18 protein-coding genes are annotated in these 13,236 nt (G+C 64.3%); 17 read left to right on the top strand and 1 reads right to left on the bottom strand.

Translation table 11 applies throughout. The features are described 5' to 3' along the window. The first annotated feature begins 19 nt into the window (after positions 1-19). The 17 genes from rpsN to ACFFF7_RS00610 all read left to right on the top strand — a co-directional run bounded on the left by rpsN (position 20) and on the right by ACFFF7_RS00610 (position 12,272). A complete protein-coding gene (gene rpsN, locus ACFFF7_RS00690; RefSeq protein WP_379479445.1) occupies positions 20-325 on the top strand; it encodes a 30S ribosomal protein S14 in 306 nt (101 codons plus the stop codon). Between the two features lie 10 nt (positions 326-335). Further along, entirely contained in the window at positions 336-731 is a 396-nt protein-coding gene (gene rpsH / locus ACFFF7_RS00685; RefSeq protein ID WP_379479444.1) for a 30S ribosomal protein S8, read from the top strand. Then, complete coding sequence (gene rplF, locus ACFFF7_RS00680) at positions 731-1,264, top strand: 50S ribosomal protein L6 (protein ID WP_379479443.1); 534 nt, start codon at positions 731-733, stop codon at positions 1,262-1,264. The genes rpsH and rplF overlap by 1 nt, the downstream gene beginning before the upstream one ends. Continuing rightward, positions 1,264-1,605 (top strand): 50S ribosomal protein L18, encoded by a 342-nt coding sequence (gene rplR / locus ACFFF7_RS00675; protein ID WP_379479442.1) that lies wholly within the window; start codon positions 1,264-1,266, stop codon positions 1,603-1,605. Before rplF ends, rplR begins: the two co-directional genes overlap by 1 nt. A 1-nt stretch (position 1,606) precedes the next feature. Beyond that, entirely contained in the window at positions 1,607-2,365 is a 759-nt protein-coding gene (gene rpsE / locus ACFFF7_RS00670) for a 30S ribosomal protein S5 (protein ID WP_379479441.1), read from the top strand. Between the two features lie 5 nt (positions 2,366-2,370). Beyond that, positions 2,371-2,547, top strand: a complete 177-nt coding sequence (rpmD, locus tag ACFFF7_RS00665; protein WP_379479440.1) for a 50S ribosomal protein L30 — start codon at positions 2,371-2,373, stop codon at positions 2,545-2,547. A gap of 145 nt (positions 2,548-2,692) precedes the next feature. Then, positions 2,693-3,226 carry a 50S ribosomal protein L15 gene (rplO, locus tag ACFFF7_RS00660; RefSeq protein ID WP_379479439.1) on the top strand — a complete coding sequence of 178 codons (534 nt, stop codon included), beginning with the start codon at positions 2,693-2,695 and terminating at the stop codon, positions 3,224-3,226. A gap of 135 nt (positions 3,227-3,361) precedes the next feature. Continuing rightward, positions 3,362-4,729, top strand: a complete 1,368-nt coding sequence (secY, locus tag ACFFF7_RS00655; RefSeq protein ID WP_379479438.1) for a preprotein translocase subunit SecY — start codon at positions 3,362-3,364, stop codon at positions 4,727-4,729. A 42-nt stretch (positions 4,730-4,771) separates the two neighbouring features. Continuing rightward, positions 4,772-5,419: an adenylate kinase gene (locus ACFFF7_RS00650; protein ID WP_379479437.1), complete on the top strand. Its 648-nt coding sequence runs from the start codon at positions 4,772-4,774 to the stop codon at positions 5,417-5,419. Between the two features lie 2 nt (positions 5,420-5,421). Continuing rightward, positions 5,422-5,973: an SRPBCC family protein gene (locus ACFFF7_RS00645; protein WP_379479436.1), complete on the top strand. Its 552-nt coding sequence runs from the start codon at positions 5,422-5,424 to the stop codon at positions 5,971-5,973. Between the two features lie 168 nt (positions 5,974-6,141). Next, a complete protein-coding gene (gene rpsM / locus ACFFF7_RS00640; RefSeq protein WP_379479435.1) occupies positions 6,142-6,510 on the top strand; it encodes a 30S ribosomal protein S13 in 369 nt (122 codons plus the stop codon). A 51-nt stretch (positions 6,511-6,561) separates the two neighbouring features. After that, on the top strand, positions 6,562-6,951 hold the full coding sequence (gene rpsK, locus ACFFF7_RS00635; protein WP_088307824.1) for a 30S ribosomal protein S11: 390 nt from the start codon (positions 6,562-6,564) through the stop codon (positions 6,949-6,951). 107 nt (positions 6,952-7,058) lie between these two features. Further along, positions 7,059-8,120: a DNA-directed RNA polymerase subunit alpha gene (locus ACFFF7_RS00630; RefSeq protein WP_379479434.1), complete on the top strand. Its 1,062-nt coding sequence runs from the start codon at positions 7,059-7,061 to the stop codon at positions 8,118-8,120. A 110-nt stretch (positions 8,121-8,230) separates the two neighbouring features. Further along, the gene (rplQ, locus tag ACFFF7_RS00625; protein WP_379479433.1) at positions 8,231-8,644 is read left to right on the top strand and encodes a 50S ribosomal protein L17; all 414 of its coding nucleotides are present in this window, start codon (positions 8,231-8,233) and stop codon (positions 8,642-8,644) included. A gap of 108 nt (positions 8,645-8,752) precedes the next feature. Further along, on the top strand, positions 8,753-10,888 hold the full coding sequence (locus ACFFF7_RS00620; protein WP_379479432.1) for a prolyl oligopeptidase family serine peptidase: 2,136 nt from the start codon (positions 8,753-8,755) through the stop codon (positions 10,886-10,888). A gap of 129 nt (positions 10,889-11,017) precedes the next feature. Continuing rightward, positions 11,018-11,620, top strand: coding sequence for a hypothetical protein (locus ACFFF7_RS00615; RefSeq protein WP_379479431.1), 603 nt, complete (start codon positions 11,018-11,020; stop codon positions 11,618-11,620). A gap of 187 nt (positions 11,621-11,807) precedes the next feature. Further along, positions 11,808-12,272 (top strand): hypothetical protein, encoded by a 465-nt coding sequence (locus ACFFF7_RS00610; RefSeq protein ID WP_379479430.1) that lies wholly within the window; start codon positions 11,808-11,810, stop codon positions 12,270-12,272. A gap of 12 nt (positions 12,273-12,284) precedes the next feature. Here the strand turns inward: ACFFF7_RS00610 and ACFFF7_RS00605 are convergent, their stop codons facing one another. Then, positions 12,285-13,235 (bottom strand): alpha/beta hydrolase, encoded by a 951-nt coding sequence (locus tag ACFFF7_RS00605; RefSeq protein WP_379479429.1) that lies wholly within the window; start codon positions 13,233-13,235, stop codon positions 12,285-12,287. Between the last annotated feature and the right edge of the window lies 1 nt (position 13,236).

Genomic DNA, 13,236 nt, shown 5'->3' with positions numbered 1-13,236 from the left:
AAGAAGAGAGCTTAAGTCCATGGCGAAACTGAGTTCCGTGAACAAGAACGAGCGTCGCAAGCTGCTCGTCAAGAAGTATGCTGCGAAGTACGCGAAGCTGAAGGCTGTCGCGGACGACACGTCGCTCGATGATACCGAGCGTCTGATCGCGCGTCTCAAGCTGGCGGAGATCCCGCGCAACGGGAACCCCACCCGCGTGCGCAACCGCTGCGCAACCACCGGGCGCCCCCGCGCCTATTATCGCAAGTTCGGCCTCTGCCGTATCGAACTGCGGGATAAGGGCAACAAGGGCCTTATCCCCGGTCTGACGAAGTCGAGCTGGTAAGGATACCGCAATGGCGATGACCGATCCCCTGGGTGATATGCTCACCCGCATCCGCAACGGCCAGCGCGCGAAGAAGGACTCCGTCCTTTCGCCGGCCTCGAAGCTGCGCGCCAGCGTGCTCGAGGTTCTGCAGCGCGAAGGCTATATCCGTGGTTATGCGCAGGACGCCACCGGCGTTCACCCGCAGCTGCGCATCGAACTCAAGTATTTCGAGGGCGAGCCTGCGATCAAGCACGTTGCCCGCGTCTCCAAGCCTGGCCGCCGCGTCTATTCGGGTTCCAAGGAGCTCCCGGTGGTACGCAACGGCCTTGGCATCACCATCGTCTCGACGCCCAAGGGCGTGCTTTCGGATGCCGAAGCGCGCGCCGCGAACGTCGGCGGCGAAGTGCTGGCGGAGGTGTTCTGATGAGCCGCATCGGTAAACGTCCCGTTGCGATCCCGAGCGGCGTGTCCGCCGAGATCAATGACGGCGTGCTGTCGGTGAAGGGTCCCAAGGGTACCCTGACGCTGACCATGCGCGACGAGATCAGCTATACGCTCGATGGCGACAGCATCCTTGTGAAGCCCGCCAACGACACCAAGGCCGCTCGCGCGTTCTGGGGCATGCAGCGCACGCTGGTCGACAACCTGGTCACCGGCGTGACCGAGGGCTACACCAAGGTGCTGGAAATCACCGGCGTCGGTTACCGCGCGAACGCTCAGGGCAAGAACCTGAAGCTGCAGCTCGGCTACAGCCATGACGTCGATTTCGCCGTGCCGGAAGGCATCGAGATCAAGACCCCGGATAACACCACGGTCGAGATTTCGGGCATCGACAAGCAGAAGGTCGGCCAGGTGGCCGCGGAAATTCGTCGCTGGCGCAAGCCCGAACCCTACAAGGGCAAGGGTATCAAGTACCGCGGCGAGTACATCTTCCGCAAGGAAGGGAAGAAGAAGTAATGGCCAAGCTCTCACTCTTCGATCGCCGGCGTCGCCGCGTTCGCACGTCGCTCAAGGCTACCTCGGGCGGTCGTCCGCGGCTGTCGGTGCACCGTTCGGGCCGTCACATCTACGCCCAGATCATCGACGATGCCGCTGGCCGTACCCTGGCCGCAGCGTCTTCGCTGGGGACCAAGGTTGGCGCCAATGTCGATGCTGCTGCCAAGGTCGGCAAGGACCTGGCTGCTGCCGCCAAAAAGGCTGGCGTGACCACCGTCGTGTTCGATCGCGGCGGCTTCCTGTTCCATGGCCGCGTCAAGGCGCTGGCTGACGCTGCGCGTGAAGGCGGGCTGGAGTTCTAAGATGGCAGACGAAACCAACAACGCAGAAGTTCAGGCCGACGCGCCGATCGCTGCCGAAAATCCGCAGGGTGCCGAAGCGGCACCCGAAAACCGCGAAGCACGCGGCAATCGTGGCGGCGGTGGTCGTGGTCGCGGTGGTGACAATCGTGGCGGCGGCGATCGCGGCCGTGGTGGTCGCGGCGGCAACGACCGTGGCCGGGGCCGCGGCGGTGACGACGATGGCGGCGAAGAGCTGATCGAAAAGCTCGTCCACATCAACCGCGTCTCGAAGACGGTCAAGGGCGGCAAGCGCTTCGGCTTCGCGGCGCTGGTCGTGGTTGGCGATGGCAAGGGCCGCGTCGGCTTTGGTCACGGCAAGGCACGCGAAGTGCCGGAAGCCATCACCAAGGCGACGGCTTCAGCCAAGAAGAAAATGGTCCGCGTTCCGCTCAAGGAAGGCCGCACCCTGCATCACGACGGCAAGGGCCGTTTCGGTGCCGGCAAGGTCAATGTGCGCTCGGCTCCGGCCGGGACCGGGATCATCGCCGGTGGGCCGATGCGCGCCGTGTTTGAAAGCCTGGGCGTGGCTGACGTGGTGACCAAGTCGGTCGGCACCAGCAATCCCTACAACATGATCCGCGCCACCTTCGACGCTTTGACCGATCAGACTTCGCCGAAGTCGGTGGCCCAGCGCCGGGGCAAGAAGGTCGCCGACCTGCTTGGTCGCGGCGGTGCGGGCGCTGCGGAGGCGGAAGCCGCCGCCGAAGCGATCACGGAGTAATCAGCATGGCCAAGATCAAGATCAAGCAGATCGGTTCGCCGATCCGCCGCCCTGCCGCTCAGAAGGAAATTCTGATCGGCCTGGGTCTGGGCAAGATGCACCGTGTGGTCGAGCTGGAAGACACCGCCGAAGTCCGCGGCGCGATCGCCAAGCTGCCGCACATGGTGGCGGTGGTCGACTGACCACGGCCAACCTGGCACACGTTACTGCGACGCCCGGTTCGATGGACCGGGCGTCGTTGTTCCAAAGTGGGGTGACAAGCGGGGCTTCATGTCCTAACGGCGCCCACTTCCATCAGCGCGACAAAAGCGAAAGCGAGTGCACACTATGAAACTGAATGACATCCGCGATAACGCCGGAGCCCGTAAGTCCCGCATGCGCGTGGGCCGCGGTATCGGTTCGGGCAAGGGCAAGACCGCCGGGCGCGGCCAGAAGGGTGCCAAGGCACGTTCGGGCGTTTCAGTGAACGGCTTTGAAGGCGGCCAGATGCCGCTGCACATGCGCATCCCGAAGCGCGGCTTCAACAACATTTTCGCCAAGGACTTTGCCGAGGTCAACCTGGGCATGATCCAGAAGGCGATCGATGCCGGCAAGCTCGACATCAAGGCCGTGGTCGACCACGCTGCGCTCAAGGCCGCTGGCCTGGCCCGCGGCGGCAAGGACGGCGTGCGCCTGCTCGGCAAGGGTGAGCTGACCGCCAAGGTCAAGTTCGCCGTCGACGGTGCTTCGGCCGGCGCCAAGGCCGCGGTCGAAAAGGCCGGCGGCACGGTCACGCTGCCCGAAGCCAAGGCCAGCGAGCACGAAAAGAAGACCGCCCGCCGCGACAGCAACAAGGCTGCCAAGGCCAGCAAGGGCGAATAATTCCGGGACAGAGCGGGCGGGGGGTTTTTGACTCTCCGCCCGCATCCTATATGGGCTGGCGTAACCGATGGGGGGAGCCGGGCCGGATCCGGCGTTCAGAGTCCGCAAGGCTCACCAGCAAGGCTTGACCAGACAATGGCATCACGCGCCGACAATATCGCGAGCAATCTCAGTCTCGCCAACTTTTCCAAGGCGACCGAACTCAAGAACCGCATCTGGTTCACGGTCGGCGCCCTTATCGTGTTTCGCTTCCTCAGCTTCATTCCGCTGCCGGGCGTAAACCCGCAGATCCTGGAACAGCTCTACAAGCAGACCCAGGGCGGCATTCTCGACATTTTCAACACCTTCTCGGGCGGCTCGCTCGAGCGGATGAGCCTGATCGCGCTGGGCGTCATGCCCTATATCACCGCGTCGATCGTGGTGCAGCTGGCCTCGTCGCTGCATCCCTCGCTTGCCGCGCTGAAGAAGGAAGGCGAAAGCGGGCGCAAGAAGCTCAATCAGTACACCCGTTATGGCGCGGTCCTGCTGACCGCTATCCAGGGCTGGTTCGTCGCCTCTGGCCTCGAAGCCTATGGCGCGTCGAGTGGACTGCAGGCGGTCGTTGCCCCGGGCTATCTGTTCCGCATCACTGCGGTGATCAGCCTGATCGGCGGAACGATGTTCCTGCTGTGGCTGGGCGAACAGATCACCAGCCGCGGGATCGGCAACGGTACGTCGCTGATCATCATGGCCGGCATTGTCGCGCAGATGCCGGTCTATTTCACCAACATGTTCAAGGGTTATAGTGCCGGTTCGGTCCCGGGGTACGAAATCGCCGGCATGGCTCTGCTGCTGATCGTGCTGATCCTGGGCATCTGTTTCATGGAGCGCGCCACGCGGCGATTGCTGATCCAGTATCCCAAGCGCGCGAGCCAGAACGGCATGATGCAGGCCGATCGGAGCCACCTGCCGCTCAAGCTTAACACCGCGGGCGTCATCCCGCCGATCTTCGCCAGCTCTCTGCTGTTGCTGCCGTTGACCATAACCCAGTTCGCCGGGAATTCGGTTTCGCCGGATTCGAAGGTCGGGGCGTTCATCGTCTCGCTCAACCAGTACCTCGGCCACGGCAAGCCGGCCTATATGGTGCTTTATGCGCTGGGCATCCTGTTCTTCAGCTTCTTCTACACCGCAGTGGTGTTCAATCCGGAAGAAACTGCAGACAATCTCAAGCGCAATGGCGGGTTCATTCCCGGCATCCGTCCGGGCAAGAGCACGGCGACCTATCTCGATTACGTGCTGACCCGGATCACGGTGATCGGCGCGATCTACCTGACGGTGGTCTGCGTCGTTCCGGAATATGTCATCGCCCAGACCGGCATGAAGCTGCTCGTCGCCGGCGGGACGAGCCTGTTGATCGTGGTCAATGTCACGGTCGATACGATCACGCAGATCCAGTCGCATCTGCTGGCCCACCAGTACGGCGATCTGATCAAGAAGGCGAAGCTCAAGGGCCGCTCGCGCTAAGCCCGACCCGCGGCATCCATGCAAGTCCAGGGGGACCGTTAAGTGAACATCATCCTTTTGGGGCCGCCGGGAGCGGGCAAGGGTACGCAGGCCCAGCGCCTGGTTGACGCGCATGGCATGCGCCAGCTTTCGACCGGGGACATGCTGCGCGCGGCCGTCAAGGCCGGCACGGCGGTCGGCCTTCAGGCCAAGGCCGTGATGGACCGCGGGGAACTGGTCTCGGATGAGATCGTCTCGGCGCTGATCGGCGACGAACTGGACGCGATGGGCGCGGACACCGGCGCGATTTTCGACGGCTATCCGCGCACCGCCGAACAGGCCCGTTCGCTCGACGGCATCCTTGATGCGCGCGGCCGTACCCTCGACCATGTGATCGAGCTTGAAGTCGACGAAGACGCGCTCGTCGAACGGATTTGCGGCCGTTACACCTGCGCCAACTGCGGCAAGGGTTATCACGACACCTTCGAACGGCCCGCCGTTGCCGGGATCTGCGACCGCTGCGGCTCGCACGAGTTCAAACGCCGCCCCGATGACAACGAGGATACCGTGCGCACCCGCATGGCCGAATACCGTGCCAAGACCGCACCGATCCTGCCGATCTACGAGGCCCGCGGCATTGTTGCGCGAGTCAACGGCATGGCCGATATCGAGCACGTCACCGCTGCAATCGAAGCGATCCTGAAGGGCTAGTTATGCGGCGCACTGCTCTCCTGGCCCTGGGGCTTGGTGCGCTTCTGACCGCCGGTTCCGCAGCTGCCGAAGTCCAGGCCGCAGACGACAGTGGCTTCGACGTTGCCGGCACACAGACCATAGACAGCACTGCGGCTACAGTCTGGGCAGCACTAGTCAGGCCCTCGACGTGGTGGGAGAACGCCCATACGTGGTCGGGCAAGGCGGCCAATCTCTCGCTCGATCCGCGCGCAGGGGGCTGCTTCTGCGAACGTCTGCCCCGCCGCGGCGGAGTCGAGCACATGCGGGTTATCCGCGCCGAACCGGGTAAGGTGCTGGTCATGGTCGGTGCACTGGGGCCGCTGCAGTCGCAGCCGGTGCAAGGGGTGCTGACCGTGCAACTGGAAACCAGGGGCGCGGCAACCGTGTTGTCGTGGCGCTACGCGGTATCGGGGCTGCGCGAGATGAAGGGCGGGGCGATCGCTGCCCCGGTCAACGGCGTGATCTCGGCGCAGTTTGCCAGCCTGGGGCGGACTGCCATGAGTCGTTCTGCCGGTGCGCCGCGCCGCCGTTGACACGGACGGCGAATCGCCCTAAGCGCGCCCCTCAACCGAAAAACGGGACCGTCCGGAAGGCGTAGGCCATCGTGCACGCCAGCCGGGCTTTTTGCCGTTTCAAACCGGTTGAAGCGTTGAGATAGGGGGGTGTCCAGGGATTTCCCCCTGTGGAGCATGGAGAACTAAGTGGCTCGTATTGCCGGGGTAAACATCCCCACCAACAAGCGCGTTATTATCGCGCTTACCTACATTCATGGCATTGGTGCCTTCAAGGCCCGTCAGATCGCCGACAAGCTGGGTATCGATCACAGCCGCCGGGTCCAGGACCTGAGCGATCAGGAAGTGCTGCACATCCGCGAAGCGATCGACGCCGATCACACCGTTGAGGGTGACCTGCGCCGCGAAACCGCGATGAACATCAAGCGTCTGATGGATCTGGCCTGCTATCGCGGGCTGCGTCACCGCAAGGGCCTGCCGGTCCGCGGTCAGCGCACGCACACCAACGCCCGCACCCGCAAGGGCAAGGCCAAGCCGATCGCCGGCAAGAAGAAGTAAGCCAGGCTTCTGCCCGGCTTTCCCTTCCCGATATTCGAGTAGGACACAAAAATGGCACGCGAACCCCAGCGCATCAAGCGCCGCGAGCGGAAGAACATCACGAGCGGCATCGCCCACGTGAATGCCAGCTTCAACAATACCATGATCACCATCACCGATGCCCAGGGCAATGCGATCAGCTGGTCCAGCGCCGGCATGATGGGTTTCAAGGGCAGCCGCAAGTCGACCCCCTATGCCGCCCAGGTGGCAGCGGACGACGCCGGCAAGAAAGCCGCCGAACACGGCGTGCGCACCCTTGAAGTCGAAGTGAAAGGTCCCGGTTCGGGCCGCGAGAGCGCGCTGCGCGCCCTCCAGGCCGTCGGCTTCACCATCACTTCGATCCGCGACGTGACGCCGATCCCGCACAACGGGGTCCGGCCGTCGAAGCGCCGCCGGGTCTGATCGTGTCCTTCGCGACGGGGCATTCGCCTCGTCGCTGTTTCGGATCGGCCGCGGCTTCCAGGTTGGAGCAGCGGCCGTCCCGCCAAGAATAACCCCAGGGGAAGTCCATGACTGTCAACATCAAGAACTGGCAGGAACTCAAGAAGCCCAACGCTCTCGAAGTGAAGGCGGGCAACGACCCCAAGCGCCGTGCCACCTTCGTCGCCGAGCCGCTCGAACGCGGTTTCGGTCTGACGCTGGGCAATGCGCTGCGCCGCGTCCTCCTGTCTTCGCTGCAGGGTGCCGCGATCACCTCGATCAAGATCGAGAACGTGTTGCACGAGTTCAGCAGCCTGACCGGTGTGCGCGAAGACGTCACCGACATCGTGCTCAACGTCAAGCAGATCGCGCTGCGCATGCAGGGTGAAGGGCCGAAGCGCCTGCAGCTGTCGGCCACCGGCCCGGGTGAAGTTACCGCCGGTGACATTGCCGTGTCGGGCGACATCGAAGTGATGAACAAGGATCTGGTGATCTGTCATCTCGACGAAGGTGCGACGCTCAACATGGAACTGACCGCCGACACCGGCAAGGGCTATGTCCCGGCCGTGGCGAACCGTCCGGTTGACGCGCCGATCGGCCTGATCCCGGTTGACTCGCTCTATTCGCCAGTCCGCCAGGTCAGCTACAAGGTCGACAATGCCCGCATCGGGCAGGAGCTTGACTACGACAAGCTCAACCTGTCGGTCGAGACCGACGGCACGATCAGTCCGGAAGACGCGGTGGCCTATGCCGCACGCATCCTGCAGGACCAGCTCTCGCTGTTCGTCCACTTCGAAGACGCGATGCCGGTCGGCGGTTCGCCGATGATCGGCATGGCCGCTTCGGCGCCGAGCGAGGAAGGCGACACCAACCAGCTCAACCGTTACCTGCTCAAGAAGGTCGACGAGCTGGAGCTGTCGGTGCGCAGCGCCAACTGCCTCAAGAACGACAACATCATCTATATCGGCGACCTGGTCCAGAAGACCGAGGCCGAGATGCTCCGCACGCCGAACTTCGGCCGCAAGAGCCTCAACGAGATCAAGGAAGTCCTGAGCTCGATGGGCCTGCGCCTCGGCATGGACATCCCTGGCTGGCCGCCGGAAAACATCGAGGAAATGGCCAAGAAGCTCGAACAGGAGCTGCTGGGCTGACCCGGACAGGGGGGTGCCTTCGGGTGCCCCGCCACGGTATCGGCGGCAACCTTACAGCCGCCAGCTATGGGCTACCTGATACGGGCCCCTAACGAACGAAGGAAAGACACATGCGTCATAAATACGGCGGGCGTAAGCTCAACCGCACCTCGGCTCACCGCAAGGCCCTGTTCCGCAACATGGCGGCGGCGCTGATCAAGCACGAGCAGATCACCACCACGCTGCCCAAGGCGCGCGAACTGCGTCCCTATGTCGAAAAGCTGATCACGCTGGCCAAGCATGGCGGCCTGTCGAACCGCCGTCTCGCCCACGCCCGTCTGCTCGACGATGCCCAGTTGGTGAAGCTGTTCGACGTTTTGGCCTCGCGCTATGCCGATCGTGCCGGTGGCTACACCCGCGTCATCAAGGCCGGGATCCGCGCCTCTGACGCCGCGCCGATGGGGATCATTGAACTGGTCGACCGCGATGTCTCAGCCAAGGGCCAGGACAGCGGTCCGGTGGTGATGGAAGACGAAGCGGCCTGAGCCGCGATGATCGGCGGCGCCGGTTGCGCGCTGGTCGATAGACGAATTGCAAAGGCGGCTGCAGGCGATAGGCTTGCAGCCGCCTTTTTGCATTCGGGGGAGAATTTGATGTTTCGCCAAGCGCCGCTGCTGGCCGCCGCCCTATTGTTCGACAGCACCGCAGGAGCGCAGAATGTGAAGCCGATCGCCTATCCCGAAACCACCCGGGGCGACGTGGTCGAAACGCAGTTCGGGGAAGCGATCGCCGATCCCTATCGCTGGCTGGAAAACGACGTGCGCACCGATTCCAAGGTGGCGGGCTGGGTGCAGCGGCAGAACGTGGTGACCAATGCCTATCTGGGCACGCTGCCGCAGCGCGACTGGTTCGCCGCGCGGATCAAGGCGCTGATGGATTATGAGCGCTTCGGCCTGCCGCAGAAGGCCGGAGCGCATTACTTCTACACCCGCAATTCGGGCCTGCAGAACCAGGCGCAGCTGTTCGTGCGCGACGGGTTGAGCGGCACGCCGCGGCTGCTGATCGATCCCAACGGCTGGGCCAAGGACGGCGCGACCGCGCTCGATGACTGGGTGCCATCGGACAAGGGGCGCTTTCTTGCCTATTCGGTCCAGGACGGCGGCAGCGACTGGCGGACGATCAGGGTGCTCGACGTGGCAAGCGGCAAGGTGATGGCCGACGACCTGCACTGGGCCAAATTCACCGACATCGCCTGGATCGGCGACGAAGGCTTCCTGTACTCGCGCTTCCCCAAGCCGGCCGAGGGCGCAGAGTTCCAGTCGCGCAATTTCAACCAGGCGCTCTATTTCCACCGAATCGGCACGCCGCAGGAGCAGGACCAGCTGGTCTTCGCCACGCCCGACCAGCCCGAAGTCGGCCACACCGCGAAGGTCACCAACGGCGGCCGCTATGCCGTGATAACCAGCAGCAAGGGCACCGATGCGCGGTTTGAAGTGCGGGTAATCGATCTGGCGCAGCGCAAGAAGAAGGGATGGCTGGCGCAAGTTCTCGTTTCCGGGTTCGACCACAAATGGCAACCGGTTGACGCGATCGGCAATCGCCTGTGGTTCGTAACCGATGAAAATGCCCCGCGCGGCAAGTTGGTATCGGTGCGGCTGACCGCCAGTCACACCGACTGGACGGATGTGGTCCCACAGCGCGACGAAACGCTGGAGCGCGCTTCGATCGTTGGCAACAAGCTGATCCTGTCCTACCTGAAGGATGCCTCGACCCGAGCAGAGGTCTATGACCTGACCGGCAGGCGCGCCAAGGTGCTGACGCTGAACGGGATCGGCACGGCGTCGGGTTTCACCGGAAAGCCGGGCGATCCGGAGACCTTCTATTCCTTCACCAGCTTCAATCAGCCGGCCTCGATCCGCCGGCTCGACCTGCGCAGCGGTGCCAGCGATGTCTTTGCGACCCCGAAGCTGACCTTCAACCCCGCCGAATACGCAATCGAGCAGCGCTTCTACCAGTCGAAGGATGGCACCCGCGTGCCGTTGTTCCTGATCCGCCGGAAGGATCTGGTCGGCAAAGCCGTGCCGACGCTGCTCTATGGCTATGGCGGGTTCGACGTCTCGCTGACTCCGGGATTTTCCGCCACGCGGATGGCCTGGCTGGAAGCCGGCGGTGCCTATGCGATGGCCAACCTGCGCGGTGGCGGCGAATACGGCAAGGCCTGGCACGATGCCGGACGCCGCGCCAACAAGCAGAACGTGTTCGACGATTTCATCGCGGCGGGCGAATTCCTGATCAAGGAAGGCGTCACCCCCAAGGGCGGCCTGACTATCCAGGGCGGCTCCAACGGCGGCCTGCTGGTCGGCGCGGTGACCAATCAGCGGCCCGACTTGTTCGCGGCGGCGAATGCCCAGGTCGGGGTGATGGACATGCTGCGCTTCGACCGCTTCACCGCCGGGCGCTATTGGACTGACGACTATGGCTTTCCGGGCAAGGAAGCCGACTGGAAGGTGCTGCGCGCCTATTCGCCTTACCACAACATCCGCAGCGGTGCGGACTATCCGGCGGTGCTGGTGACCACGGCGGATACCGATGACCGCGTCGTTCCCGGACACAGCTTCAAATATACCGCGGCCTTGCAGGCGGCGCAGGCTGGGCCAAGGCCGCATCTTATCCGGATCGAGACTCGGGCCGGGCATGGCGCGGGCAAGCCGACCGACAAGGTGGTGGCTGAAGGCGCGGACATCCTGGCCTTCCTGGCGCAGTGGAGCGGGTTGGCAACGCCCAAATAGCTGTTCATAAATGTATCGCTTTTGCTGAACGGTGGCTGTCGGCCAGGTTCAGCATAACGCCAAGGCCGAATCGGTAGACAGCCTTCAACGCCGGACATCGCGTCCGGCACCATTGAAGGATGAAATGCCATGAAGACCCTGTCCAAAGCCCTTGTCGGTACCATCGCGGCAGGCGCGATGGCGATCTCTTCGGCCACGCCTGCGATGGCGGACACCTACGGTCACCGCGATCGCGACGGAATCAGTGCAGGCGATGTCATTGCCGGTGCCCTGATCATCGGCGGGATCGCTGCGGTCGCCTCGGCGGCCAGCAACAATCGCGGGTACGATCGCGGCGACTATCGCTATGACCGCGCCGGCTACGGCTGGAACAACGGCTATGACGACTACAACCGCGGCTCGTACTATGGCGGCAATCCGCGCCAGGCGGTCGAGCAGTGCGTCTATGCTGCCGAACGCAATGCCGGACGCTACAGCTATGGCCGTGCCGACGTCACCGATATCCGCCAGGTCCGCAACACGCGTTATGGCTTCGAAGTGAAGGGTCGCATTGCGGTCAACCAGCAGAATCGCGGCTGGCGTTCGGGCGACGGCTATTATGGCCGGGGCTGGGGCGGCGACTATCGCGGCTGGAACAGCAACCTGCGCGGCTACGACTCGGGTTCGTTCGAGTGCAAGTTCGAACGCGGCCGGGTTGTCGATCTCGACTTTGACGGGATCCGCGGCCTTTAACCGCTAGCAGCCACTGACCAAGACGGGCGGTTCAGGCGATAGAAAGCCTGGACCGCCTACTCATGTCTACTGGGACGTCTTGCAGCGGCCGGGCATCTGCCCGATCGTAACGTCCAGAAGGGTGGCAATCATGAGACCAACTTTTTCGCGCGTTGCGGCAATGCTCGCAACCGCCGCGGCCCTGTCGATGGCCGCAACCCCTGCGCTGGCGCGCGATCGCTGGGGCGGCGGCTGGGGCGGCGGCTGGGGGCATCACCATGACCGGGTCGACGCTGGCGATATCTTCGCCGGGATCCTGATCATCGGCGGCATTGCGGCCATCGCCAGCGCAGCAAGCAAGGCCGGCAAGGACCGCCGCGACGATCGCCGCTATCCGGAGGATCGTGACTATCGCGGCGGCGACTATCGCGACGCGCCGACGCGCGACACCTATGGTTCGTCCTACAACAACGGCGACATGAACGATGCGGTCAACCGCTGCATCGACGAGGTCAATCGCGGTTCGCAGCGCGTTGACAGCGTCGATGGGGCCGAACGCGACGGCAATGGCTGGCGCGTGCGTGGACGGGTCGGCTCGAACAGCCAGTTCACCTGCGCTGTCGATGGCGAGGGACGGATCCGTCAGGTCTCGATCGACGGCCACGCCGCCTGATTTGGGCTGCGATCAGCCGGCGATGCGCAGCATGCGGCTGATCGCGCCCAGCAGGTCGCGGGTGAAGCCCTTGGCCAGGGCACTGTCGGCCATGACATTGAACGCGTGGATCGCCCCGGGATAGCTGTGCAGCTCGACCGGGACGCCTGCCGCAACCAGGCGGCGCGCGTAGTCGAGGTCTTCGTCGAAGAACAGGTCGAGGCTGCCGGTGCCGATCCAGGTCGGCGGCAGCCCGGCCAGCGAGGCTGCCAGGCTGGGTGAAAACCAGCCGGCGCGGTCGTCATCCACGGGGTAGCTGCCCTGCAAGGCGGCCCAGCCAAACCGGTTCGCCGCGCGGTTCCAGACGAATTCGCCGGTCGCCGGATTGGCATAGCGGCAGTCGGTGCCGCCGGTCCGGTGATCGAGCATCGGATAGGTCAGGAACTGCGCGGCCAGTGGCGGACCGCCCAGATCGCGCGCCATCTGCGCCACAGCGGCAGCCAGTCCGCCGCCAGCGCTCTCACCAATGATCCCGATCCGCGCCGGGTCGATGCCCAGGCTGGCGGCACTGTCGCTCAGCCAGTGCAGCGCGGCGAGGCAGTCCTGCTGCGGCGCGGGGAAGGGATGTTCCGGCGCCAGGCGGTATTCGACCGAAGCGACGGGAATGCCCAGCGCCATGGCCATGCCGCTGGGCCCGTGCTGCATCGATTTTACCGAACCAAGCACCATCCCGCCACCGTGCACATGAAGCAGGGCAGGGCGCCCGGAGGTTCCCGGCGCAGGATCGTAGAGGTAGACTTCGACCGGGCCGTCGGGCCCTTCGACCTGGTGGATCTGCGCCTGCAGCGGTGGATCGCCCAGAAAGGCAAAGCGCTGTTCGGCCTGATCGCGGATCGCCGGCAGGGCATCGTGCGACAGGGCGAAGCCCGGCATCAGGTCCAGCAGTGGCAGCAGGTCCGGATCGACCAGATGGCGCGTCGACATC

It is taken from the genome of Novosphingobium aquiterrae (genome assembly GCF_042434435.1).
GTDB lineage: Bacteria > Pseudomonadota > Alphaproteobacteria > Sphingomonadales > Sphingomonadaceae > Novosphingobium > Novosphingobium aquiterrae.
Note: the sequence above shows the minus strand (reverse complement) of the source record. Positions and strands in the feature narration are given on the sequence as shown.

Bases quoted from the DNA above. Each gene is read 5' to 3' on its own strand.
- rpsE (WP_379479441.1), top strand. From the start codon at position 1,607: ATGGCAGACGAAACCAACAACGCAGAAGTTCAGGCCGACGCGCCGATC.
- rpsN (WP_379479445.1), top strand. From the start codon at position 20: ATGGCGAAACTGAGTTCCGTGAACAAGAACGAGCGTCGCAAGCTGCTC.
- ACFFF7_RS00630 (WP_379479434.1), top strand. From the start codon at position 7,059: ATGACTGTCAACATCAAGAACTGGCAGGAACTCAAGAAGCCCAACGCT.
- secY (WP_379479438.1), top strand. From the start codon at position 3,362: ATGGCATCACGCGCCGACAATATCGCGAGCAATCTCAGTCTCGCCAAC.
- rplF (WP_379479443.1), top strand. From the start codon at position 731: ATGAGCCGCATCGGTAAACGTCCCGTTGCGATCCCGAGCGGCGTGTCC.
- rplQ (WP_379479433.1), top strand. From the start codon at position 8,231: ATGCGTCATAAATACGGCGGGCGTAAGCTCAACCGCACCTCGGCTCAC.
- ACFFF7_RS00615 (WP_379479431.1), top strand. From the start codon at position 11,018: ATGAAGACCCTGTCCAAAGCCCTTGTCGGTACCATCGCGGCAGGCGCG.
- ACFFF7_RS00645 (WP_379479436.1), top strand. From the start codon at position 5,422: ATGCGGCGCACTGCTCTCCTGGCCCTGGGGCTTGGTGCGCTTCTGACC.
- rplR (WP_379479442.1), top strand. From the start codon at position 1,264: ATGGCCAAGCTCTCACTCTTCGATCGCCGGCGTCGCCGCGTTCGCACG.
- rpmD (WP_379479440.1), top strand. From the start codon at position 2,371: ATGGCCAAGATCAAGATCAAGCAGATCGGTTCGCCGATCCGCCGCCCT.
- ACFFF7_RS00610 (WP_379479430.1), top strand. From the start codon at position 11,808: ATGGCCGCAACCCCTGCGCTGGCGCGCGATCGCTGGGGCGGCGGCTGG.
- rplO (WP_379479439.1), top strand. From the start codon at position 2,693: ATGAAACTGAATGACATCCGCGATAACGCCGGAGCCCGTAAGTCCCGC.
- ACFFF7_RS00620 (WP_379479432.1), top strand. From the start codon at position 8,753: ATGTTTCGCCAAGCGCCGCTGCTGGCCGCCGCCCTATTGTTCGACAGC.
- ACFFF7_RS00605 (WP_379479429.1), bottom strand. From the start codon at position 13,235: ATGTCGACGCGCCATCTGGTCGATCCGGACCTGCTGCCACTGCTGGAC.
- rpsH (WP_379479444.1), top strand. From the start codon at position 336: ATGGCGATGACCGATCCCCTGGGTGATATGCTCACCCGCATCCGCAAC.
- rpsK (WP_088307824.1), top strand. From the start codon at position 6,562: ATGGCACGCGAACCCCAGCGCATCAAGCGCCGCGAGCGGAAGAACATC.